The sequence below is a fragment of the Enterobacter cloacae complex sp. IR5402 genome, from assembly GCF_049238125.1.
GTDB classification, from domain to species: Bacteria; Pseudomonadota; Gammaproteobacteria; order Enterobacterales; family Enterobacteriaceae; genus Enterobacter; species Enterobacter hormaechei_C.
This window is the reverse complement of record NZ_JBMKHO010000010.1, coordinates 41,585-63,588: the sequence shown is the minus strand read 5'-3', so window position 1 is coordinate 63,588 and position 22,004 is coordinate 41,585. Positions and strand designations below refer to the sequence as shown.

23 protein-coding genes are annotated in these 22,004 nt (G+C 57.8%); 19 read left to right on the top strand and 4 right to left on the bottom strand.

Features of this window, described 5'->3' with window-relative positions; all coding sequences use genetic code 11:
• The first annotated feature begins 1 nt into the window (after window position 1).
• Window positions 2-346: a gamma-glutamylcyclotransferase family protein gene (locus ACOTXL_RS16615; RefSeq protein WP_017383925.1), complete on the top strand. Its 345-nt coding sequence runs from the start codon at window positions 2-4 to the stop codon at window positions 344-346.
• A 117-nt stretch (window positions 347-463) separates the two neighbouring features.
• Here the strand turns inward: ACOTXL_RS16615 and ppa are convergent, their stop codons facing one another.
• Window positions 464-994 (bottom strand): inorganic diphosphatase, encoded by a 531-nt coding sequence (ppa, locus tag ACOTXL_RS16610; protein WP_006810347.1) that lies wholly within the window; start codon window positions 992-994, stop codon window positions 464-466.
• Window positions 995-1,303: 309 nt separating this feature from the next.
• Between ppa and ytfQ the strand changes: the two genes are divergently transcribed.
• The 5 genes from ytfQ to ACOTXL_RS16585 all read left to right on the top strand — a co-directional run bounded on the left by ytfQ (window position 1,304) and on the right by ACOTXL_RS16585 (window position 7,581).
• Entirely contained in the window at window positions 1,304-2,260 is a 957-nt protein-coding gene (gene ytfQ, locus ACOTXL_RS16605; protein ID WP_017383924.1) for a galactofuranose ABC transporter substrate-binding protein YtfQ, read from the top strand.
• Window positions 2,261-2,392: 132 nt separating this feature from the next.
• Window positions 2,393-3,895 carry a galactofuranose ABC transporter, ATP-binding protein YtfR gene (gene ytfR, locus ACOTXL_RS16600; RefSeq protein ID WP_017383923.1) on the top strand — a complete coding sequence of 501 codons (1,503 nt, stop codon included), beginning with the start codon at window positions 2,393-2,395 and terminating at the stop codon, window positions 3,893-3,895.
• A gap of 10 nt (window positions 3,896-3,905) precedes the next feature.
• Window positions 3,906-4,931, top strand: a complete 1,026-nt coding sequence (gene ytfT / locus ACOTXL_RS16595) for a galactofuranose ABC transporter, ATP-binding protein YtfT (protein ID WP_161353898.1) — start codon at window positions 3,906-3,908, stop codon at window positions 4,929-4,931.
• Window positions 4,918-5,919 (top strand): galactofuranose ABC transporter, permease protein YjfF, encoded by a 1,002-nt coding sequence (yjfF, locus tag ACOTXL_RS16590; RefSeq protein ID WP_023302976.1) that lies wholly within the window; start codon window positions 4,918-4,920, stop codon window positions 5,917-5,919. The genes ytfT and yjfF overlap by 14 nt, the downstream gene beginning before the upstream one ends.
• Window positions 5,920-6,012: 93 nt before the next feature.
• Complete coding sequence (locus ACOTXL_RS16585; RefSeq protein WP_045350665.1) at window positions 6,013-7,581, top strand: methyl-accepting chemotaxis protein; 1,569 nt, start codon at window positions 6,013-6,015, stop codon at window positions 7,579-7,581.
• Window positions 7,582-7,621: 40 nt separating this feature from the next.
• On the opposite strand, the gene fbp is transcribed toward ACOTXL_RS16585, so the two are convergent.
• Window positions 7,622-8,620: a class 1 fructose-bisphosphatase gene (gene fbp, locus ACOTXL_RS16580; RefSeq protein WP_003856070.1), complete on the bottom strand. Its 999-nt coding sequence runs from the start codon at window positions 8,618-8,620 to the stop codon at window positions 7,622-7,624.
• A gap of 179 nt (window positions 8,621-8,799) precedes the next feature.
• Between fbp and mpl the strand changes: the two genes are divergently transcribed.
• Complete coding sequence (gene mpl / locus ACOTXL_RS16575) at window positions 8,800-10,173, top strand: UDP-N-acetylmuramate:L-alanyl-gamma-D-glutamyl-meso-diaminopimelate ligase (protein WP_032608369.1); 1,374 nt, start codon at window positions 8,800-8,802, stop codon at window positions 10,171-10,173.
• An 86-nt stretch (window positions 10,174-10,259) separates the two neighbouring features.
• On the opposite strand, the gene yjgA is transcribed toward mpl, so the two are convergent.
• Window positions 10,260-10,811: a ribosome biogenesis factor YjgA gene (gene yjgA, locus ACOTXL_RS16570; protein ID WP_003856072.1), complete on the bottom strand. Its 552-nt coding sequence runs from the start codon at window positions 10,809-10,811 to the stop codon at window positions 10,260-10,262.
• Between the two features lie 95 nt (window positions 10,812-10,906).
• Between yjgA and pmbA the strand changes: the two genes are divergently transcribed.
• Together pmbA and cybC are read left to right on the top strand one after the other, a co-directional pair.
• Window positions 10,907-12,259, top strand: coding sequence for a metalloprotease PmbA (gene pmbA / locus ACOTXL_RS16565; protein WP_015572506.1), 1,353 nt, complete (start codon window positions 10,907-10,909; stop codon window positions 12,257-12,259).
• Window positions 12,260-12,301: 42 nt separating this feature from the next.
• The gene (cybC, locus tag ACOTXL_RS16560) at window positions 12,302-12,688 is read left to right on the top strand and encodes a cytochrome b562 (protein WP_022650280.1); all 387 of its coding nucleotides are present in this window, start codon (window positions 12,302-12,304) and stop codon (window positions 12,686-12,688) included.
• Between the two features lie 70 nt (window positions 12,689-12,758).
• Here cybC and ACOTXL_RS16555 read toward each other — a convergent pair whose 3' ends face one another.
• Window positions 12,759-12,881, bottom strand: coding sequence for a Hok/Gef family protein (locus ACOTXL_RS16555; RefSeq protein ID WP_227011084.1), 123 nt, complete (start codon window positions 12,879-12,881; stop codon window positions 12,759-12,761).
• A gap of 449 nt (window positions 12,882-13,330) precedes the next feature.
• Here ACOTXL_RS16555 and ACOTXL_RS16550 point away from each other — a divergent pair, with 449 nt between their 5' ends.
• The 10 genes from ACOTXL_RS16550 to ACOTXL_RS16505 all read left to right on the top strand — a co-directional run bounded on the left by ACOTXL_RS16550 (window position 13,331) and on the right by ACOTXL_RS16505 (window position 21,999).
• Window positions 13,331-13,669 (top strand): PRD domain-containing protein, encoded by a 339-nt coding sequence (locus tag ACOTXL_RS16550; protein ID WP_026080657.1) that lies wholly within the window; start codon window positions 13,331-13,333, stop codon window positions 13,667-13,669.
• Between the two features lie 10 nt (window positions 13,670-13,679).
• Complete coding sequence (locus tag ACOTXL_RS16545; protein WP_006810339.1) at window positions 13,680-14,042, top strand: SFCGS family glycine-rich protein; 363 nt, start codon at window positions 13,680-13,682, stop codon at window positions 14,040-14,042.
• A 2-nt stretch (window positions 14,043-14,044) separates the two neighbouring features.
• On the top strand, window positions 14,045-14,344 hold the full coding sequence (locus ACOTXL_RS16540; RefSeq protein ID WP_006810338.1) for a DUF4312 family protein: 300 nt from the start codon (window positions 14,045-14,047) through the stop codon (window positions 14,342-14,344).
• A 22-nt stretch (window positions 14,345-14,366) separates the two neighbouring features.
• Window positions 14,367-15,143: a DUF4311 domain-containing protein gene (locus tag ACOTXL_RS16535; RefSeq protein WP_006810337.1), complete on the top strand. Its 777-nt coding sequence runs from the start codon at window positions 14,367-14,369 to the stop codon at window positions 15,141-15,143.
• Between the two features lie 13 nt (window positions 15,144-15,156).
• A complete protein-coding gene (locus ACOTXL_RS16530; protein WP_003856081.1) occupies window positions 15,157-15,798 on the top strand; it encodes a DUF4310 family protein in 642 nt (213 codons plus the stop codon).
• 42 nt (window positions 15,799-15,840) lie between these two features.
• A complete protein-coding gene (locus ACOTXL_RS16525) occupies window positions 15,841-16,974 on the top strand; it encodes an amidohydrolase/deacetylase family metallohydrolase (protein ID WP_045350666.1) in 1,134 nt (377 codons plus the stop codon).
• Complete coding sequence (locus ACOTXL_RS16520; RefSeq protein WP_045336786.1) at window positions 16,958-18,076, top strand: DgaE family pyridoxal phosphate-dependent ammonia lyase; 1,119 nt, start codon at window positions 16,958-16,960, stop codon at window positions 18,074-18,076. Before ACOTXL_RS16525 ends, ACOTXL_RS16520 begins: the two co-directional genes overlap by 17 nt.
• Window positions 18,073-18,813: a 2-dehydro-3-deoxy-phosphogluconate aldolase gene (gene dagF, locus ACOTXL_RS16515; protein WP_045350667.1), complete on the top strand. Its 741-nt coding sequence runs from the start codon at window positions 18,073-18,075 to the stop codon at window positions 18,811-18,813. The genes ACOTXL_RS16520 and dagF overlap by 4 nt, the downstream gene beginning before the upstream one ends.
• Window positions 18,814-18,932: 119 nt before the next feature.
• A complete protein-coding gene (locus ACOTXL_RS16510; protein ID WP_045350668.1) occupies window positions 18,933-20,069 on the top strand; it encodes a lactonase family protein in 1,137 nt (378 codons plus the stop codon).
• 19 nt (window positions 20,070-20,088) lie between these two features.
• A complete protein-coding gene (locus ACOTXL_RS16505) occupies window positions 20,089-21,999 on the top strand; it encodes a BglG family transcription antiterminator (RefSeq protein ID WP_032608374.1) in 1,911 nt (636 codons plus the stop codon).
• The last annotated feature ends 5 nt before the right edge of the window (window positions 22,000-22,004 follow it).

Here is a 22,004-nt window from a genome sequence, read left to right as displayed (position 1 = left end):
AATGCGAATATTTGTTTACGGCAGTTTACGAACCAGGCAAGGCAACAGCCACTGGATGACCAACGCCCAGTTGCTGGGAAATTACACAATCGAAAACTACCAGTTGTACAGTCTGGGCCACTATCCAGGCGCAGTTCCGGGGAACGGAACGGTACAGGGTGAGGTTTATCGTATTGATAATGCCACGCTGGCCGAACTTGATGCCTTGCGCACCAGGGGCGGTGAATACGCTCGCCAGTTGATCCAGACACCTTACGGCAGTGCATGGATGTACGTGTACCAACGTTCGGTCGACGGGTTAACGCTGATTGAAAGCGGTAACTGGTTAGACAGAGACCAGTTCTGAAAAACGACAACGCCACCGTAAGGTGGCGTTGTTTTTTTGCGCCCATTAGCACGGGTTACCGGGATCGAAAGGCACAAAAAAGCCCCGACGCGCGGGGCTTAGTATCAGCAGTAAGAATTACTTCTTAGCAGCACGCTCGAAAGAGGCGATGATTTCTGCTTTCGCCGCTTCTGCGTTATCCCAGCCTTCAACTTTAACCCATTTGCCTTTTTCGAGATCTTTGTAGTGCTCGAAGAAGTGGGCGATCTGCGCTTTCAGCAGCTCTGGCAGGTCGTTCACATCTTTAATGTGATCGTACTCTTTGCTCAGCTTGGTGTGCGGTACGGCAACCAGTTTCGCATCTTCACCCGCTTCGTCAGTCATTTTCAGCACGCCAACAGGACGGCAGCGAATGACGGAGCCTGGCTGCAATGGGTATGGCGTCGGGACCAGTACGTCAACCGGGTCACCGTCCAGAGACAGAGTGTGGTTGATGTAGCCGTAGTTGCACGGATAGAACATGGCGGTAGACATGAAACGGTCAACGAACAGCGCACCGGTGTCTTTGTCGATTTCGTATTTGATTGGATCTGCGTTGGCCGGGATTTCGATCACAACGTAGATGTCTTCTGGCAGTTCTTTACCCGCAGGGACGTTGAGTAAGCTCATGTCGGTGTCCTTTAAAATGGATGGTAAACAAGTGGCAGGTATTATAGCCAACTGGCGCTGAAAGTCTCCGCCTGTTTTCGACTTCTCTCCCTCGCGCCTTCACTTTTCAGACCGTTTCCATGACAGGATAATCCATAAACTCAGCCGCATTTTAAATGTTGAAATGAAAGCGATTACAAACTTGTGATTAACGTTTTATTCACTTTTCTGAAGTGTGATGTAACGCAATCCGTAACATATTCCATTGGCTATAGTTCATCCGCGGAACATCTTTTAACCAACAATAACCTACCCTACGAGGACGTTCATATGTGGAAGCGCTTACTTCTTGTTACAGCAGTTTCGGCAGCCATGTCGTCTATGGCGATGGCCGCACCTTTAACCGTGGGATTTTCGCAAGTCGGATCTGAATCCGGCTGGCGCGCCGCTGAAACGAATGTGGCGAAAAGTGAGGCCGAAAAGCGCGGTATTACGCTGAAAATCGCCGATGGTCAGCAAAAGCAAGAGAACCAGATTAAAGCGGTGCGCTCGTTTATCGCTCAGGGCGTGGATGCCATCTTTATTGCCCCGGTTGTCGCTACGGGCTGGGAGCCGGTGCTGAAGGAAGCCAAAGATGCTGAAATTCCGGTCTTCCTGCTCGACCGTTCCATCGACGTAAAAGACAAATCTCTCTATATGACCACCGTCACCGCCGATAACGTGCTGGAAGGCAAACTGATTGGTGACTGGCTGGTGAAGCAGGTGGATGGCAAGCCGTGTAACGTGGTTGAGTTGCAGGGCACCGTCGGAGCGAGCGTGGCTATCGACCGTAAGAAAGGTTTCGCGGAGGCCATCGCCAAAGCACCAAACATCAAAATCATCCGTTCTCAGTCCGGCGACTTCACCCGCAGCAAGGGTAAAGAGGTCATGGAAAGCTTCATCAAGGCAGAAAATAACGGCAAAAATATTTGCATGGTTTACGCCCACAACGACGACATGGTGATCGGCGCCATCCAGGCCATCAAAGAAGCGGGCCTGAAGCCGGGCAAAGATATCCTCACCGGCTCGATCGACGGCGTACCGGACATCTACAAAGCAATGATTGACGGCGAAGCGAACGCCAGCGTGGAGCTGACGCCAAATATGGCGGGCCCGGCATTCGATGCGCTGGAGAAATTCAAGAAAGACGGCACCCAGCCTGAGAAGTTGACCATCACCAAATCCACGCTCTACCTGCCGGACACGGCGAAAGAAGAGTTAGAGAAGAAGAAAAATATGGGCTACTAAGCCCTCGCCCCCTCACCCTAGCCCTCTCCCCGGAGGGGAGAGGGAAAAGGGCGGGTTGGGCAGAAAATTAAAGATGGGCACGACATAGTCCCCTCTCCCCTCCTGGGAGAGGGTCAGGGTGAGGGGGAAACCATGACCACCGAACAACACCAGGAAATCCTTCGCACAGAGGGCCTGAGTAAATTTTTCCCTGGCGTTAAGGCGCTGGATAACGTTGATTTCAGCCTGCGGCGGGGGGAGATCATGGCGTTGCTCGGCGAAAACGGGGCGGGGAAGTCGACGCTGATTAAAACCCTGACCGGGGTCTATCACGCCGATCGCGGCGCTATCTGGCTGGAAGGTAACGCCATTTCGCCCAAAAACACCGCACATGCCCAGCAACTGGGGATCGGCACGGTCTACCAGGAAGTAAATCTGCTGCCAAACATGTCGGTAGCGGATAACCTGTTTATTGGCCGCGAGCCCAGACGTTTTGGCCTGCTGCGCCGCAAAGAGATGGAAGCGCGCGCCGCGAAGCTGATGGAATCGTATGGCTTCTCTCTCGACGTGCGCGAACCGCTGAACCGTTTCTCCGTGGCGATGCAGCAGATCGTGGCGATCTGTCGCGCTATCGATCTCTCGGCGAAAGTGCTGATCCTCGATGAACCCACCGCCAGCCTCGATACCCAGGAAGTGGAGATGCTTTTTACCCTGATGCGCCAGCTGCGTAATCAGGGCGTTAGCCTGATTTTCGTGACGCATTTCCTCGATCAGGTTTACGAGGTGAGCGACCGTATTACGGTGCTGCGCAACGGCAGCTTTGTCGGCTGCCGGGAAACCCGCGAGCTGCCGCAGATAGAGCTGGTCAAAATGATGCTGGGCCGCGAGCTGGAGACCAACGCGCTTCAGCGCGCGGGCCGTACGCTGCTGAGCGAAAAACCGATCGCCGCGTTTCACGATTACGGCAGAAAAGGGACCATCGCGCCGTTTAACCTCGAGGTACGCCCCGGTGAAATTGTGGGACTGGCGGGTCTGTTAGGCTCCGGGCGCACCGAAACCGCCGAAGTCATCTTCGGGATCAAACCTGCCGACAGCGGAACGGCGCTGATCAAAGGCAAACCACAAACGCTACGTTCACCGCATCAGGCGTCGTGCCTCGGCGTGGGCTTCTGCCCGGAGGACAGGAAAACGGACGGTATTATTGCCGCCGCCTCGGTGCGGGAAAACATCATTCTGGCGCTACAGGCCCAGCGCGGCTGGCTGCGTCCGATCCCTAAGCGCGAGCAGAACGCGATTGCCGAGCGCTTCATCCGCCAGCTCGGTATACGTACCCCGAGCGCGGAACAGCCCATCGAGTTCCTCTCGGGCGGTAATCAGCAGAAGGTGTTGCTCTCGCGCTGGCTGCTCACCAAGCCGCAATTCCTGATCCTCGACGAGCCCACGCGCGGTATCGACGTGGGCGCGCACGCCGAAATCATCCGGCTTATCGAAACGCTCTGCGCCGACGGTCTGGCGCTGCTGGTGATCTCGTCTGAGCTGGAGGAGCTGGTCGGCTATGCCGATCGCGTCATCATCATGCGCGATCGCAGGCAGGTGGCAGAGATCCCGCTGGATAAACTGTCGGTTCCGGCGATCATGAATGCCATCGCGGCGTAAGGAGTCAAATGTGATGTCCCGTTCTCTTTCGCAAACTGGCGAAGCGAAGCGCCGCTTCAGCTGGCCGACCGGCACGCCGCAAATCGTGGCGCTGCTGCTGGTGCTGCTGGTGGATAGCCTGGTGGCTCCGCATTTTTTCCAGATCGTCGTGCAGGATGGCCGGCTGTTTGGTAGCCCGATCGACATCTTAAATCGTGCCGCGCCCGTGGCGCTGCTGGCGATTGGTATGACGCTGGTCATTGCCACTGGCGGGATCGACCTCTCCGTCGGTGCGGTAATGGCGATTGCGGGCGCCACCGCCGCCTCGATGACCGTCGCCGGGCACAGCCTGCCGGTGGTTCTGCTGGCCGCGCTGGGCTCCGGCGTGCTAGCCGGGCTATGGAACGGCATTCTGGTCGCGGTGCTCAAGATCCAGCCGTTTGTCGCGACGTTGATTTTGATGGTGGCCGGGCGCGGTGTGGCGCAGCTTATCACCTCCGGTCAAATCGTCACCTTTAACTCCCCGAGCCTGGCGTGGATCGGCAGCGGTAATTTTCTGTTCTTCCCGACGCCGGTGATCGTCGCGTTGGTGACGCTGGTGGTGTTCTGGCTTTTCACCCGCAAAACGGCGCTCGGGATGTTCATCGAAGCGGTGGGGATTAACATTCGGGCCGCGAAAAACGCCGGGGTAAATACGCGGCTGATGGTGATGCTGACTTACGTGCTGAGCGGCGTCTGTGCTGCGATTGCCGGGGTGATCGTGGCCGCCGATATTCGCGGAGCGGATGCCAATAACGCCGGACTCTGGCTCGAGCTGGATGCGATCCTTGCGGTGGTTATCGGCGGTGGATCGCTGATGGGCGGACGTTTTAATCTGCTGCTCTCGGTGGTGGGGGCGTTGATTATTCAGGGTATGAATACCGGTATTTTGCTCTCCGGGTTCCAGCCGGAGCTGAATCAGGTCGTCAAAGCGGTCGTGGTGCTTATCGTGCTTATCGTGCAGTCGCCGCGCTTTATCACTCTCATTAAGAGGTTCCGCGGTCATGATAAAACGTAATTTGCCGTTAATGATCACGCTGGGCGTGTTCGTGCTGGGATACCTTTACTGCCTGACCCAGTTCCCGGGCTTCGCCTCCACGCGGGTGATTTGCAACATCCTGACCGACAATGCCTTTTTAGGCATTATCGCCGTCGGCATGACGTTTGTGATCCTCTCCGGCGGGATCGATCTCTCCGTTGGGTCGGTGATCGCCTTTACTGGCGTGTTCCTTGCCAAGGCGATTGGCTTTTGGGGCATTTCGCCGCTGCTGGCTTTTCCGCTGGTGCTGGTCATGGGCTGCGCGTTCGGCGCCTTTATGGGGCTTTTGATCGATGCGCTGAAAATCCCGGCCTTTATTATCACCCTCGCCGGGATGTTCTTCCTGCGCGGCGTGAGCTATCTGGTGTCGGAGGAGTCAATTCCCATTAACCACCCGATCTACGACACGCTCTCCAGCCTGGCGTGGAAAATCCCCGGCGGGGGGCGCCTGAGCGCAATGGGGCTGCTGATGCTGGGCGTGGTGGTGATCGGGATCTTCCTCGCCCACCGTACCCGGTTTGGTAACCAGGTTTATGCCATTGGCGGCAGCGCCACGTCCGCGAACCTGATGGGAATTTCCACGCGCAGCACGACTATCCGCATCTACATGCTTTCGACCGGGCTGGCCACGCTCGCGGGGATTGTATTCTCGGTTTATACCCAGGCAGGCTATGCCCTGGCGGGGGTGGGCGTTGAGCTGGACGCCATTGCCTCGGTGGTGATTGGCGGTACGCTGCTCAGCGGCGGGGTGGGGACGGTGCTCGGCACGCTGTTTGGCGTGGCGATCCAGGGGTTGATTCAGACCTATATCAACTTCGACGGCACGCTCAGCTCCTGGTGGACCAAAATTGCCATCGGCATTCTGCTGTTTATTTTTATCGCGCTCCAGCGCGGCCTGACGGTGCTGTGGGAGAACCGCCAGAGCTCGCCTGTTACCCGGGTGAATACCTCTGTAACAGGGCGATAACATGCTGAAATTGCTTAAACTCTAAACATTTTCCGGTAGCGGCCGATACTCTTTTTTTATGCCCAGAAATATCTCGCTACCGGAAATAACATCATGCTTAAAACGCTATCGATTCGTACCGGCTTGCTCTCTTTACTGGCCGTTATGACCCTTCTGCTGCTGATTGTCAGCGGCATCGGCATTTATGCCCTTACACAAAGTTCCTCTTCTCTCCAGCGCATCAATCATCTTCAGGGTGAACAGATGGTGCAGCTGAATGCCGGCTATACGCTGATCCTGCGCGCGCGTAACGAAGCGGGGCAGGCCGTCCGCATGATGGAGGTCGGCCTGCTGGACGATGCGGCCAGGGCGGTCAAAACCATTAACCAGGAAGTGGCGCTGGCACAGAAAACGCTGAAGGGCGTGATCGGCAGCGGCGTGGCGGATGAGCAGGGGCAAAAGCTGCTGGATAACGTCGCCGCGAGCCTGGCGGTGTACAACCAGCAGGGTATCAGCTCGATGCTGAAAGCCCTGAACGAGCAAAGCGCGGACAGCTATTACGATCTGCTGGAAAACAAGCTGGTCCCGGTGGCGAAGCAGTTTGATAACGATATGCAGGCGTTCCAGGCATGGAGCGAGGCGCGCGGCAAAGCGGAGGTGAGCGCCGTGCAGGCGAGTAAAACCCGCGTGCTGATCCTGATTATCGTCGCGGCGCTGCTGACGGCTGGCATTATCGTGCTGGCCTGGCTGGTTCTGCGCCATATGCTGCTCAAGCCGCTTTCAGCCTCGATTGCCCAGCTGGAACATGTGGCGGCCGGGGATTTAACCCATACCCTGAACGCGCCGGCGAGCCAGGAATTTAATCGCCTTAACGCGGCGATCGAAGGGATGCGCCAGTCGCTGATGGACTCCGTTCTGCGGGTGCGTGACGCCAGCTCGCAGATTGATACCGGCAGCCGCGAGCTGACGGCCGGGAATATGAACCTGGCTCAGCGCACGGAATCCACCGCCACCTCGCTGGAGCAGACGGCCGCCAGCATGGAAGAGATCACCGCCACGGTGAAACTTAACGCCGATAACGCCGAGCAGGCGCACCAGCTGGCGAAGTCGGTCTCCGATACCGCCGATCACGGCAGCGAAATGGTCTGCTATGTCATTGAGAAGATGCGCGACATCTCCGGCAGCTCGGCACGCATCGCCGATATCCTGAGCGTCATCGACGGCATTGCCTTCCAGACCAATATTCTGGCGCTGAACGCCTCCGTTGAAGCGGCGCGTGCGGGTGAGCAGGGGCGAGGTTTTGCGGTCGTGGCGGGTGAGGTGCGTAATCTCGCCAGCCGCAGTGCTGATGCGGCGAAAGAGATCCGCTCGCTTATCAGCGATTCGCAAACCCACGTGAACGAGGGCAGCGAGCTGGCGCAGCAGGCCGGTGAGACGATGGACGAGATCGCCACCGAAGTACTGCGTATGACCAAACTGATGCGTGAAATTGCGACGGCCTCTCAGGAGCAAAGCCGCGGTATTGAGCAGGTGAATATCGCTGTCAATCAGATGGATGAAACGGCGCAGCAAAATGCGGCGCTGGTCCAGCAATCATCTGCGGCAACACGTTCCCTGGAGGAGCAGTCTCGCGAGCTGATGGAAGCGATGGCCTCCTTCAAATTGACGACGCAAACGGCATGACGAAAAAAAGGGGAGCCTGACGGGCTCCCCTTTTCGTGCGTTACGCGTCCGGGAATTCGCGGATCATGCGTTCAACGTCATCCACCATATGGCGGTTGCCGACGAAGAACGAACGGCGCTGGTGCAGGCTTTCTGGCACGATATCCAGAATACGCTCTTTACCGTCGCTCGCCTTGCCGCCTGCCTGTTCGGCCAGGAATGCCATTGGGTTGCACTCGTACAGCAGACGCAGTTTTCCGTCCGGGTGGCTGGCGGTGCTTGGGTAGAGGTAAATACCGCCCTTCAGCAGGTTACGGTGGAAATCCGCCACCAGCGAGCCGATATAGCGTGAGGTGTACGGGCGCTGGGTGGCTTTATCCTCTTCCTGGCAGAATTTGATGTACTTCTTCACGCCGTTCGGGAATTTGATGTAGTTGCCTTCGTTGATGGAGTAGGTGTTGCCCTTCTCCGGGAAGCGCATACGCTCCTGGCACAGGCAGAACACGCCCAGGGACGGATCGTAGGTAAAGGCGTGTACGCCGCAGCCGGTGGTGTACACCAGCATGGTGGACGAGCCATACACCACATAACCGGCAGCAACCTGTTTACTGCCCGGTTGCAGGAAGTCTTCTTCCGTCACCGGCGTGCCAACCGGCGTTACGCGACGGTAGATGGAGAAAATGGTACCGACAGAAACGTTAACGTCGATGTTGGAGGAGCCGTCCAGCGGATCCATCAGAACAACGTATTTCGCGTGTTCACACCCTTCGAATACGACGATCTCATCTTCTTCTTCAGAGGCGATACCCGCAACGATGTCGCGCGCGCGCAGTGCTGCTTTCAGTTTTTCATTGGCGAACAGGTCGAGTTTCTGCTGAACCTCACCCTGAACGTTCTCGGCACCGCTGGCACCCAGGATATCGACCAGACCGGCCTTGTTGATATCGCGGTGGATGATCTTAGCGCCCAGCTTTATTGCCGACAGCAAAGCAGTGAGCTCACCCGTAGCATGAGAGAACTCGTGCTGCTTTTCGACAATAAATTCACCTAACGTTTTCATAACACTTTCCCTGCATCTTATGTTGAGTAAAGCGGTTGATGTCCAACAATCTTAACAAACATTCAAATATTAGCGCAGAGGTGAATCGCGCCAGCAAAATACGGATTTACCTGAAATGCGTTTCACAGCCGCTGACATGTGAGTAAAATGTGCGCCACATTGAAGAAGGATAGTGACGTATGCGCATTCATATATTGGGGATTTGTGGCACTTTCATGGGCGGACTGGCAATGCTGGCGCGCTCGCTGGGCCATGAAGTGACAGGTTCGGACGCCAATGTGTATCCGCCGATGAGCACGCTGCTCGAGAAGCAGGGAATTTCTCTGATTCAGGGATACGACGCCAGCCAGCTGGAGCCGCAGCCGGATCTGGTGATCGTGGGTAACGCCATGACCCGTGGGAATCCATGCGTTGAAGCGGTGCTGGAGCGCAATATCCCGTACATGTCTGGCCCGCAGTGGCTGCATGATTTTGTCCTGCGCGACCGCTGGGTTGTCGCCGTTGCCGGGACGCATGGCAAAACCACCACCGCCGGTATGGCGACCTGGATCCTCGAAGCCTGCGGCTACAAGCCGGGCTTTGTGATCGGCGGCGTGCCGGGCAATTTCGACGTCTCCGCACGTCTGGGCGACAGCCCGTTCTTTGTGATTGAAGCGGATGAATACGACTGCGCGTTCTTCGACAAGCGCTCCAAGTTCGTGCATTACTGCCCACGCACGCTGATCCTCAACAACCTTGAGTTCGATCACGCGGATATCTTTGACGACCTGAAAGCGATTCAGAAACAGTTCCACCATCTGGTGCGCATTGTTCCGGGTCAGGGCCGCATTATCCTGCCGGAGAACGACATCAACCTGAAGCAGACTATGGCGATGGGGTGCTGGAGCGAGCAGGAGCTGGTGGGCGAGCAGGGGCACTGGCAGGCGAAAAAGCTCAACGCGGATGCCTCCGAATGGGAAGTGCTGCTCGACGGTGAGAAAGTGGGCGAGGTGAAGTGGGGCCTGGTGGGCGAGCACAACATGCACAACGGCCTGATGGCGATCGCCGCGGCGCGTCACGTTGGCGTACTGCCTGCGGATGCCGCCAATGCGCTGGGCACGTTTATCAACGCCCGTCGCCGTCTGGAGCTGCGTGGCGAAGCCCACGGTGTGACGGTGTATGACGATTTCGCGCACCACCCAACGGCCATTCTGGCGACGCTTGCCGCATTGCGTGGCAAAGTTGGCGGCACCGCGCGCATTCTGGCCGTACTGGAACCGCGTTCGAACACCATGAAAATGGGCATCTGCAAAGACGATCTCGCGCCGTCCTTAGGGCGTGCCGACGAAGTCTTCCTGCTGCAACCGCAGCATATTCCGTGGCAGGTGGCCGAAGTGGCCGACGCCTGCATTCAGCCGGCGCACTGGAGTGCGGACGTGGATGTCTTAGCGGATATGGTGGTGAAAGCCGCACAGCCTGGCGATCACATTCTGGTGATGAGCAACGGCGGGTTTGGCGGGATCCATCAGAAGCTGCTGGACGGTCTGGCGAAGAAAGCCGCGGCCGCAGAGTAAAAAAAGACCCGGTGGCGCTAGCGCTTACCGGGCCTACATTATCTCTTCTCCCTCTCCCCTTTGGAGAGAGGGCTGGGGTGAGGGGTTTACTCTTCGTTCTCAGACAGCTCGCGCAGATACTGGAAAATCAGACGCGCTGACTTCGGCGGCTTATTCCCTTCTTTCTCTTTCTTCGCGTTACGGATCAAAGAACGCAGCTGCTGGCGGTCGGCATTCGGCCACAGGTTCAGCACTTCAGGTACCGCGTCATCACCTTGCTCGATCAAACGATCGCGGATCTGCTCCAGCTTATGGAACAGCGCAACCTGCTGGTTGTGGCGGTTTTTCAGTTTGTCCAGCGCCTGACGGATCGGCTCCACGTCGCGCTGACGCAGCAGTTTCCCGATAAGCTGAAGCTGGCGGCGACGCCCTTCTTTCTTGATTTTCTGTGCCAGTTCAATGGCATCACGCAGATCCTGGTCGAGCGGGATCTTATCCAGCGCGTTTTTACCCAGTTCTACCATTTCTGCGCCAAGCTGTTTTAACTCTTCGGCGTCACGTTTAATTTCACTTTTACTGACCCAGATGATCTCATCATCTTCGTCTTCGATGTCATCACCGGGAACGTCGTCGAGCCAGTCTTCGGGCTGCTTAGTCATGTCAGGCTCCTTAAAAAAAGAGGCTAATGTTACCAGTTAAGACGCGCACTGAAAAACGGTTCTCTGTTAGACTTCACTTAACTCTCTCTTACAGTATGGCATTTGCGATGAAAGTAACCTCACAAGTTGAAGCGCAGCGTAAGATTCTGGAAGAAGCCGTCTCCACCGCGCTGACGCTCGCTTCAGGTAAATCAGATGGCGCCGAAGTGGCGGTCAGCAAAACCACCGGCATTAGCGTGAGCACCCGCTATGGCGAAGTGGAGAATGTAGAATTTAATAGCGATGGCGCGCTGGGGATCACCGTGTATCACCAGAATCGCAAAGGCAGCGCGTCGTCTACCGATCTCAGCCCGGATGCCATCGCCCGAACGGTGCAGGCGGCGCTGGATATCGCGCGTTACACCTCCCCGGATCCTTACGCTGGCGTGGCCGATAAAGAGCTGCTGGCGTTTGACGCGCCGGATCTCGATCTGTTCCATCCCGCGGAAGTGACGCCGGACGAAGCCATTGAGCTGGCCGCGCGAGCCGAGCAGGCTTCTTTGCAGGCTGACAAACGCATCACCAATACCGAAGGCGGCAGCTTTAACAGCCACTACGGCATTAAAGTGTTTGGTAACTCCCATGGAATGTTGCAGGGGTACTGCTCAACCCGCCACTCGCTTTCCAGTTGCGTCATCGCCGAAGAAAACGGCGACATGGAGCGCGATTACGCCTATACCATTGGCCGCGCGCTGGGGGATTTGCAGTCTCCGGAGTGGGTGGGTAAAGCGTGCGCCGAACGCACGCTGTCTCGCCTGTCGCCGCGCAAGCTCTCCACCATGAAAGCCCCGGTGATTTTTGCCAACGAAGTGGCGACCGGTCTGTTTGGCCATCTGGTAGGCGCTATCGCGGGCGGTTCGGTGTACCGTAAATCGACCTTCCTGCTCGACTCGCTGGGCAAGCAGATCCTGCCGGAATGGCTGACCATCGAAGAGCACCCACACCTGCTGAAAGGGCTGGCCTCCACGCCGTTCGACAGCGAAGGCGTACGCACGGAACGCCGGGATATCGTGAAAGACGGCATTCTGACCCAGTGGCTGCTGACCAACTACTCTGCGCGTAAGCTGGGGCTGAAAAGCACCGGGCACGCGGGTGGCATCCACAACTGGCGCATTGCCGGACAGGGCCTGAATTTTGAACAGATGCTGAAAGAGATGGGCACCGGCCTGGTGGTCACCGAGTTGATGGGGCAGGGCGTGAGCGGTATCACCGGCGATTACTCTCGCGGTGCAGCGGGCTTCTGGGTCGAAAACGGTGAAATTCAGTATCCGGTGAGCGAAATCACCATCGCCGGCAACCTCAAGGACATGTGGCGCAATATTGTTACGGTCGGTAACGATATTGAAACACGCAGCAATATTCAGTGTGGTTCTGTATTACTGCCTGAGATGAAAATCGCCGGGCAATAATCCCCGTAAAAGCGTGATTAATAATAAAAAAGGAAGTGAGCAATGCGTAAACACCTGTTAGCGATCGTCGCGGCTTCAACGCTGGTTCTTGGCTCATCTGCGTTTGCTGCCGATCTCGAAGACAACATGGACATCCTCAGTCAAAATCTGAAGGTGGTGCAGAAAACCGACAATGCGGCGGAAATGAAAGACGCACTGACGAAGATGCGTGAAGCTGCGCTGGATGCGCAAAAAGCGACGCCGCCGAAGCTGGAAAGCAAAGCGGCAGACAGCGCCGAGATGAAAGACTACCGCCACGGCTTTGACGTGCTGGTCGGCCAGATTGACGGCGCGCTGAAGCTGGCGAACGAAGGCAAAGTGAAGGAAGCCCAGGCGGCAGCCGACCAGTTTGCGGCGACCCGCAACGCGTATCACAAGAAGTATCGTTAATTGGGTGCCTGAGCTGTACGTCCTCTCTCCGTATGCGGAGGCGCATGATGCGCCCCCGCATCGTTGCTCCCTACTTGCCGGAGCGACAATCCATCCGCGCTGTCACTTCAAGCGAGCCATTACGAAAACGGATCTCGCACAGTGTTTTCCTCGTTACCAGCGTTAAGATGATTATTGTCAAAGAAATAATCATCAAAACCCCGATACTTGGGTTTCTGCGTTTCATGGATGCCTCCTTGCTTTAAAGCGGGCGAGGTAGCGAACTCCACGGTGTGACGTGTCGTTTCGAGCCCCCGCCCTGATTTTTTATCAGGCGGGGCTTTCCACTTTCCGTCCCATGCCTGAGACGGTCAGTCTCAAGCACCCGCCGCCACTCTAGCGAATCTCCATAAGAAAACCTTATCCACGTCACATTTCTACGAGCCTGCTCGTAATCTTTTTCACTCCGCTTATCAGTCTAATACCGCGTAATAGCGTGATATTCATCACGTAAATCCAGCGATTTATACAGATTCACCGCATTTATGTGGCACAGATCACTGCCGCTGCTCGCCTTTCCACTTCGAAGTGGAAAACAACTCGCTACAAACAATTCCCCCTCGACGTTAGTTTTATTCCAGAGCCATTAACGGGGTAAGACGAGTGATTAACGGAGCGGTAATGAACGACGTTGGGGAACAGGCGGTGCAAACAGAACAGCTCGCGAACACCATGCTTCAGCAGGTCTACGCCCTGCTGGCCCGGCACAACATCATCCCCAACGCGGTACAGGAGCAGATGCTGACCTCCCACGTTCGCGCAATGGCGCACCGGTCCGTGACCGGCGAGCCGCTGCCGGAGGTTGAAGCAGAGCTGTTCGACGAAATTTCACCAGATTCAATGCAACTTGCCCGTGAAGTGGTAGCGCAGTTCGGCAACCTTCCTGATGAAGAGGCCTGGCTGCTCTCCGTTCACTTCGAAGTCGCGAAAGACAACCTTTAAGGAGCAACACATGGAACAGATTACAGTCGTGATTGGCGATCGCCTGGGTAAAGGGCAGAAAGTGGCTGCGGGTGTGGAAAAAGCCGGCGGACGCGCGGTTGTCGTACCGGGCATGGCAGCGGATATGAAGCTCGGTGACGTGATGAAAGCAGAAAACGCCACCTTCGGGATCTCCTTCTGCGGCAGCGGCGGCGCGGGCGCCATCACCGCTCAGACCAAATATGGCTACAAGGCCAAATACGGGATGCGCTCCGTGGATGAGGGTGTGACCGCCATCAACGAAGGCTGCAACGTGCTGGGCTTTGGCTTTATGGATAAAGAAGAGCTGGGCGAGCGTCTGGTACAGGCGTGGCAGAAGAAATACGGCGCGTAAGCATGAAAGAACAGTTCACAACCACGGTGAGAGTGAAGGGGAAGGGCGACGCCAAAGCGCGCGCCTTTGCCGACGCGCTCAACCACGTTCAGGCCGCGGTGATGAAAGCCTCACCGCATATCTTACTGCGTATTGAGCCACAGGATGTGCAGGTCGTTCAGGCGCAAGAAGCGGTGCGAAAAGAAGCGTTTCTGTTCTTCTTTCTGCGCCGGGAAAGACGCACCTACAGCGTGGAGCTGGATGTGACCGTCAACGTGACAGCCATCAATCTCGACCAGGTGGATTTCGTCACGCAACGCTGATTATTCATAAAAGGGCAGACTGATGTTCTTAATTATATTAATAAAATCGCTCATCATCGGCGGCCTGGTAGGCGTCGGTGTCGGGGCCGGGGCTGCACGCATGTTTCATGCGCCTACCACTCAGGGTATGGGCGCGTTTCGTACGTTGGGGGAACTGAACTCCTGCGAAGGGGATCCGGCGTCCCACTTCTCCTTTGGGTTAGGTTTCTTCTTTAACGCCTGGGCCTCTTCCGTGGCCGCAGGTGCCTTCACACAGGACGTTGACCACCGCATCATCCCAAACTGGGGTGCTGCCGCGCTGATGATCAAAAACCGTAACGTCGGTGAAACGCTGCATGACCCGCGCAAAATGGCGATTGCCTGCGGCATCATCGGCATGATTGTCGTGACCTTCCTTAACCTGACCGCCTCCTCCGTGCCCGCAGCGCTTCAGGTCACCGCCGTGAAGGTGCTTGTACCGGCGGCTAACCTGCTGGTCAACACCGTCATGCCGGTGATCTTCTGGCTGGCGGCCATCGACGCGGGTAAAAAATCGGGCTTCTGGGCCACCATCTTTGGCGGCGCGGCGCAGCTGATTATGGGCAACGCCGTACCGGGTCTGGTACTGGGTATTCTGATCGGTAAAGGCGTGGAGGAGAGCGGCTGGAACCACGTCACCAAAGTGATGATGGCGGCGATCGTTCTGCTCTTCGTGCTGAGCGGCTTCTTCCGCGGCTTCGACATGAAGATGATCGAATCCTTCCATCTGACCGTGCCGAACTGGCTCGACATGATCCACAACTCGCTCAGCGGTAAATAACAGGAGCCTCTAAATGGAACAGAATAAAGGTTTTTGGTATGCCGACTGGTCGTTCCCGATCTTCGTTGGCCTGCTCTCCTCCGGCGTGTTTGCCGGGACGCACATGTACTACCTCTACGGCATCGGCGCGTTTAACGAAGTGGCCTTCGTGGCGATGCTGAAAGCGGGCATTGATACCGGCGTTTACGGCGCGGTGGCGGCATTTGGCGCGAGCTTCCTGTTCGCCCGAATTATCGAAGGGTCGCTGGTAGGTATTCTTGATATCGGCGGGGCGATCCAGACCGGCGTGGGCCTCGGCGTACCGGCGCTGCTGCTGGGCGCGGGGATCATGTTCCCGGTGACCAACTTCATTGCCTCGCTGATTACCGGCCTGGTGATTGGTCTGGCGATTGGCTACGTCATCATCCTGGCGCGTAAGTTCACCATCAACCAGAGCAACTCCACCTACGGCGCAGACGTGATGATGGGCGCGGGTAACGCCTCCGGCCGCTTCCTCGGGCCGTTGATTATCCTCAGCGCCATGACCGCTTCCATTCCAATCGGCGTCGGTTCCCTGGTAGGCGCGTTGCTGTTCTACATCTGGCAGAAGCCGATAACCGGTGGCGCCATCCTCGGCGCAATGATTTTGGGCTGGCTGTTCCCGGTCGCCCTTTAATACCCGCGGGCGCTTCGGTGCCCGCCTTATCAGGAGAACCCCATGTTTGATCTACTCCTGCGCCGTGCGCGCCTCGCCGACGATACCCTGACCGATATCGCCATTCAGGACGGGAAGATCGCCGCGACAGGCGACATTAACGCTCCCGCCCGCAAAACGGTTGAGCTTAACGGTGATGTGTTCGTCAGCGCGGGCTGGATTGACTCCCACGTCCACTGCTACCCGAACTCCCCGATTTACCACGACGGGCCGGACAGCGTGGGCATTGCCACCGGCGTCACCACCGTGGTGGACGCGGGCAGCACCGGGGCCGACGACGTGGACGATTTCTACACCATCACCCGCAAAGCCTCCACCGATGTCTTTGCCCTGTTGAATATCTCCCGCGTGGGGCTGATTGCCCAGAACGAACTGGCCAACATGGCAAACATTGACGCCGATGCGGTGAAGCAGGCGGTGAAGCGCCACCCTGATTTTATCGTCGGCCTGAAGGCGCGCATGAGCAGCAGCGTGGTCGGTGAAAACGGCATCACCCCGCTGGCGCGCGCGAAAGCGATCCAGAAAGAGAACGGCGACCTGCCGCTGATGGTGCACATTGGCAACAACCCGCCGAACCTCGACGAAATCGCCGAGCTGCTGAGCTCCGGCGACATCATTACCCACTGCTACAACGGCAAGCCAAACCGCATCCTGACGCCCTCCGGCGAGCTGCGTGCCTCCATTACCTCCGCCCTGAAGCGCGGCGTGCGTCTGGACGTTGGCCACGGTACGGCGAGCTTCAGCTTTGAAGTGGCGAAGCGCGCTATTGCGATGGGCATTCTGCCGCACACCATCAGCTCGGATATTTACTGCCGCAACCGCATCAACGGCCCGGTCGGCTCGCTGGCAAGCGTGATGTCGAAATTCCTCGCCATCGGCATGTCATTGCCGCAGGTGATTGACTGCGTCACCGCCAACGCCGCCGACGGCCTGCGCCTGACGCGCAAAGGCCGCATTCAGCCTGGCCTCGACGCCGATCTGACGCTGTTTACCCTCAAGCGCCAGCCGACGGTGCTGACGGATGCCGAAAACGACAGCCTGCAGGCTGAACACATTCTGGTGCCGCTTGCCGCGATCCGCGCGGGCAAGGGCTACATGACCGAACAAGGGAGCACGGAACATGCCTTCGATTTATGAGAAGTACAACTTAAAGCAGGTTATCAACACCTCTGGCCGCATGACGGCGCTGGGTGTCTCCACGCCGCGCCCGGAAGTGGTGCAGGCGGCGATGGACGGCATGAATCACTATTTCGAGATGAAGGATCTGGTCAATAAAACCGGGGAATACATCGCGAAGCTGCTGGAGGTGGAAGGGGCGACGGTGGTCTCCTGCGCGTCGGCGGGCATTGCCCAGTCCGTGGCGGCTGTGCTGGTGAAAGACAGCGACTGGCTGCTGGAAAACCTGCACGTCACACCGATTGAAAATAACGAGATCGTCCTGCCGAAAGGCCACAACGTGAATTTTGGCGCGCCGGTGGGCACCATGGTGGCGCTTGGCGGCGGCAAGCTGGTGGAAGCGGGCTACGCCAACGAATGTTCCGCCGATCAGCTGGCGGCGGCGATCACCCCGCGCACGGCGGCTATCCTCTACATTAAATCGCACCACTGCGTGCAGAAAAGCATGCTCAGCGTCGAGCAGGCGGCGGTTGTCGCGCGTAAACACGACTTGCCGCTGATCGTTGATGCCGCGGCGGAAGAAGATCTGCATACCTATTACCGATCCGGCGCCGATCTGGTGATCTACAGCGGCGCGAAGGCGATCGAAGGCCCAACCAGCGGCCTGGTGATTGGCAAAACCCAGTACGTTGAGTGGGTGAAGCGCCAGACGGCGGGCATTGGCCGCGCGATGAAGGTGGGCAAAGAGGGCATTCTTGGCCTGACCTGCGCCATCGAACACTACCTGACGGCCACCAAGGAGAGCGGCGCCGAGATGGTGGCGAAAATGACGCCGTTTATCGAGGCGCTCAACACCCTGAACGGTGTGACCGCGCGCGTGGTCTGGGACAGCGCCGGACGCGACATCGCCCGCACCGAAATTAAGTTCGACGAAGCCACCACCGGCGTCGGCACGGGTGACCTGGTGGCGAAGCTGAAGCAGGGCGAATACGCCATTTACTTCCGTGGCTATAAAGCCAACGAAGGGATTATCGAAGCGGACGTGCGCAGCGTAAACGCTGACCAGCTGAACATTGTGTACCGCCGCATTAGTGAAGTATTAGGACAGGAGAAAAACGCATGAAACTGACCCCCAACTTTTACCGTGACCGCGTCTGTCTGAACGTGCTGGCTGGCTCAAAGGCCAACGCCAGCGCCATCTATGAGGCGGCGGAAGGCCACGTGCTGGTGGGCGTGCTCTCCAAAAATTACCCGGACGTGGCGAGCGCGGTCGCGGATATGCGTGAATACGCGAAGCTGATTGATAACGCGCTCTCCGTTGGCCTGGGCGCGGGCGATCCGAACCAGTCGGCGATGGTGAGTGAAATCTCCCGCCAGGTGCAGCCGCAGCACGTTAACCAGGTCTTTACCGGCGTGGCCACCAGCCGCGCGCTGCTGGGGCAAAATGACTCCGTAGTCAACGGTCTGGTCTCTCCGACCGGTACCGTCGGGATGGTGAAAATCTCCACCGGCCCGCTGAGCAGTAACGCGCCGGACGGCATTGTGCCGGTTGAAACCGCCATCGCCCTGCTGAAAGATTTCGGCGGCAGCTCCATCAAATATTTCCCGATGGGCGGCCTGAAGTGCCGTGACGAATACCAGGCGGTGGCGGAAGCCTGCGCCCGTCACGACTTCTGGCTGGAGCCGACCGGGGGAATCGATCTGGAGAACTTCGAGACGATCTTGCAGATCGCCCTGGATGCGGGCGTGAGCAAAATCATCCCGCATATCTACAGCTCGATTATCGATAAAGCCAGCGGTGATACGCGTCCGGAAGATGTGCGTACGCTGCTGGCGATGACGAAGAAGCTGGTTAAGTAGAACCTGCCCCTCACCCCAGCCCTTTCCCCAAAGGGGAGAGGGTGTAATCGTCCCCTCTCCCCTTTGGGGAGAGGGTTAGGGTGAGGGGAAACAAACCGCACACACCCGAAGGAGCCACCATGCACACCCGAACCCTGCTTGTCGCTTCACTCTCAATGCTCGCCACCGCCGCTGTCGCCCAGACGCAATACGCCTGGGTGGGTACCTATAATCCGAACGGCGAAGGGCTGTACCGCTTTACCGTCGACCCGCAAACCGGTGCGCTGAACGATAAAACGCTGGTGAGCAAGCTGCCGAACGCCGCGCAGTTAACCGTCTCACACGACGGCAAAACGCTCTATCTGGCAAGCGAAGTGGAGCAGGGCGTGGTGCAGGCGCTGCGCATCGGCGATAACGGCACGCTGAGCGAGCTGAATCAGGTGGCCTCCGGCGGCGCGGGGCCGGTATATCTTTCCCTGACGCCGAACGGTAAACATCTGCTGGTGGCAAACTACATCAGCGGAACTGTCGCGGTGCTGCCCGTTAACGCAGACGGCAGCCTGAGCGATGCTACGGACACCCATCAGGACAAAGGCGAACCGGGCGCGGCGAAGCCGGAAGCTGCCGTCGAGGGCAGTTTCGCCATCAGCGATCATAACGGCCCGCATGCGCACATGATCGCCGCCGATCCGAGCGGGAAATACGTTTTTTCCACCGATCTGGGGCTGGATAGCATCTATCAGTACCGTTTTGACGATCAAACCGGGAAGCTGACTCCGAACGATCCGCCGTTTATCAGCGCCTCCTCAAAAGGGGCCGGGCCGCGCCACTTCGTCTTTACGCCGAAAGGTGATGCCCTGTGGCTGATTAACGAAGAGGCGTCTACGCTCACCCATTATGCGCTGGACAGTAATGGCAGGCTGAAAGAGGGTAAAACGGTTTCAGCCCTGCCGGACGGTTATAAAGGCACCAGTTTTGCTGCCGGGCTGGCGCTAAGTGCCGACGGGAAACAGCTGTATGTCGCTAACCGTTTGCATAACAGCATCGGGCACTTTACCGTAACGGCAGAGGGTACGCTGACGCATCAGGATGATGTCTGGACGCGCGGCGACTATCCGCGCACCCTGACGCTCGATAAGCAGGGTCGCTGGCTGTACGTCATGAACCAGCGCAGCGACAACATTACCCGTTTCCGCGTGGCGCCGGACGGCAAGCTGAGCGCCGAGCCAGACTATACCCCGGTCGGCAGCCCATCCCAGATGGTCATTTCACCTTAAGCCGTAAGAGGACAACGACGTGCGATTTCCGAACCAACGTTTAGCGCAACTTTTCGATCTGTTGCAAAACGAGACGCTGCCGCAGGACGAGCTGGCGCAGCGGCTGTCGGTTTCCACGCGAACCGTCCGGGCGGATATCACCGCCCTGAACGCGCTGCTGGCCAGCCACGGCGCGCAGTTCATTTTGAGCCGGGGCAACGGCTATCAGCTCAAAATTAATGATGTGGCGCGCTATCAACAATTGCAGGCGTCCCACCCGCGCGCGCTACGTATTCCGCGAACCGGACCTGAGCGCGTGCACTATCTGGTGGTGCGTTTTCTGACGTCAGCCTTTTCCATCAAGCTGGAGGATCTGGCCGATGAGTGGTTCGTCAGCCGGGCCACGTTGCAGAGCGACATGGTGGAAGTGCGCGAGTGGTTTCACCGTTACAACCTGACGCTGGAAACCCGCCCTCGCCACGGCATGAAGCTGTTTGGCAGCGAGATGGCGATCCGCGCCTGCCTGACCGACCTCCTGTGGGAGCTGGCGCAGCAGGACAGCCTGAACCCGCTGGTGACCGACGTGGCGCTGAACGCGGGCGTGGCGGAAAAGATGGTGCCGGTGCTGCACGATGCGCTGACGCGCCATCACATTCGCCTGACCGACGAAGGCGAGCTGTTCCTGCGCCTGTACTGCGCGGTGTCGGTGCGGCGCATCAGCGAAGGGTATCCGCTGCCGGAATTCCACGCGGAAGACGTGGAAGAGAACGTGCATGAGGCGGCGAAAGATATCGCGGTGGCTATCCAGGAGCTGGCGGGCAAAGCGCTGTCGCCGTCAGAAGAGAGCTGGCTGTGCGTGCACATTGCGGCGCGGCAGATCCAGGAGATCGCCCCGAGCGCCATTAATGCTGACGACGACGAAGCCCTGGTCAACTACATTCTGCGCTACATCAACACCCACTATAACTACAACCTGTTGAGCGACGAGCAACTGCATGCAGATCTGCTCACGCACATAAAAACCATGATTACCCGCGTGCGGTATCAAATCATGATCCCCAATCCGTTGCTGGATAACATCAAGCAGCACTACCCGATGGCGTGGGATATGACCCTCGCGGCGGTGTCGAGCTGGGGAAAATACACCCCGTATGTGATCAGCGAAAACGAAATTGGTTTTCTGGTGCTGCATATCGGCGTCGGGCTGGAGCGCCACTACAACATCGGCTACCAGCGCCAGCCGCGGGTGCTGCTGGTATGCGACGCAGGTAACGCGATGGTGCGCATGATCGAGGCGGTACTTCAGCGTAAATACCCGCAGATTGAGGTGACGCGCACGCTCACCCTTCGCGAGTACGAGCTTGCCGATGCCATTGGCGAAGACTTTGTGATCTCCACCGCCCGCGTGAGCGAAAAATCCAAACCGGTGGTGATGATCGCCCCGTTCCCGACCGATTATCAGTTAGAGCAGATCGGCAAGCTGGTGCTGGTGGACCGCACCCGGCCGTGGATGCTGGAAAAATACTTCGACGCGGCCCATTTCCGCATTATCGACAAGCCTGTCGACCAGCAAACGCTGTTCCGCGAGCTGTGTGAACAGCTTGAAGCAGAGGGCTTTGTCGGTGCGGAGTTTCTGGATTCGGTTATCGAGCGTGAAGCCATCGTCAGCACCATGCTCGGCGACGGCATTGCGCTGCCGCACTCCCTCGGCCTGCTGGCGCAAAAAACGGTGGTCTACACCGTGCTGGCGCCGCAGGGCATTCAGTGGGGAGATGAAACCGCCCATGTCATCTTCCTGCTCGCCATCAGCAAAAGCGAGTACGAAGAGGCAATGGCGATTTACGACATCTTTGTCACTTTCCTGCGTGAACGCGCGATGGCGCGCCTGTGCCAGTGCGAGAATTTTGCGGCGTTTAAGGCTGTGGCGATGGAGAGTTTGAGTCGGTTTTGACGTTC

Excerpts from the sequence above, each read along its gene's own strand:
- ACOTXL_RS16615 (WP_017383925.1), top strand. The coding sequence starts at position 2 with ATGCGAATATTTGTTTACGGCAGTTTACGAACCAGGCAAGGCAACAGC.
- ppa (WP_006810347.1), bottom strand. The coding sequence starts at position 994 with ATGAGCTTACTCAACGTCCCTGCGGGTAAAGAACTGCCAGAAGACATC.
- ytfQ (WP_017383924.1), top strand. The coding sequence starts at position 1,304 with ATGTGGAAGCGCTTACTTCTTGTTACAGCAGTTTCGGCAGCCATGTCG.
- ytfR (WP_017383923.1), top strand. The coding sequence starts at position 2,393 with ATGACCACCGAACAACACCAGGAAATCCTTCGCACAGAGGGCCTGAGT.
- yjfF (WP_023302976.1), top strand. The coding sequence starts at position 4,918 with ATGATAAAACGTAATTTGCCGTTAATGATCACGCTGGGCGTGTTCGTG.
- ACOTXL_RS16585 (WP_045350665.1), top strand. The coding sequence starts at position 6,013 with ATGCTTAAAACGCTATCGATTCGTACCGGCTTGCTCTCTTTACTGGCC.
- fbp (WP_003856070.1), bottom strand. The coding sequence starts at position 8,620 with ATGAAAACGTTAGGTGAATTTATTGTCGAAAAGCAGCACGAGTTCTCT.
- mpl (WP_032608369.1), top strand. The coding sequence starts at position 8,800 with ATGCGCATTCATATATTGGGGATTTGTGGCACTTTCATGGGCGGACTG.
- yjgA (WP_003856072.1), bottom strand. The coding sequence starts at position 10,811 with ATGACTAAGCAGCCCGAAGACTGGCTCGACGACGTTCCCGGTGATGAC.
- pmbA (WP_015572506.1), top strand. The coding sequence starts at position 10,907 with ATGGCATTTGCGATGAAAGTAACCTCACAAGTTGAAGCGCAGCGTAAG.
- cybC (WP_022650280.1), top strand. The coding sequence starts at position 12,302 with ATGCGTAAACACCTGTTAGCGATCGTCGCGGCTTCAACGCTGGTTCTT.
- ACOTXL_RS16555 (WP_227011084.1), bottom strand. The coding sequence starts at position 12,881 with ATGATTATTTCTTTGACAATAATCATCTTAACGCTGGTAACGAGGAAA.
- ACOTXL_RS16545 (WP_006810339.1), top strand. The coding sequence starts at position 13,680 with ATGGAACAGATTACAGTCGTGATTGGCGATCGCCTGGGTAAAGGGCAG.
- ACOTXL_RS16540 (WP_006810338.1), top strand. The coding sequence starts at position 14,045 with ATGAAAGAACAGTTCACAACCACGGTGAGAGTGAAGGGGAAGGGCGAC.
- ACOTXL_RS16535 (WP_006810337.1), top strand. The coding sequence starts at position 14,367 with ATGTTCTTAATTATATTAATAAAATCGCTCATCATCGGCGGCCTGGTA.
- ACOTXL_RS16530 (WP_003856081.1), top strand. The coding sequence starts at position 15,157 with ATGGAACAGAATAAAGGTTTTTGGTATGCCGACTGGTCGTTCCCGATC.
- ACOTXL_RS16525 (WP_045350666.1), top strand. The coding sequence starts at position 15,841 with ATGTTTGATCTACTCCTGCGCCGTGCGCGCCTCGCCGACGATACCCTG.
- ACOTXL_RS16520 (WP_045336786.1), top strand. The coding sequence starts at position 16,958 with ATGCCTTCGATTTATGAGAAGTACAACTTAAAGCAGGTTATCAACACC.
- dagF (WP_045350667.1), top strand. The coding sequence starts at position 18,073 with ATGAAACTGACCCCCAACTTTTACCGTGACCGCGTCTGTCTGAACGTG.
- ACOTXL_RS16510 (WP_045350668.1), top strand. The coding sequence starts at position 18,933 with ATGCACACCCGAACCCTGCTTGTCGCTTCACTCTCAATGCTCGCCACC.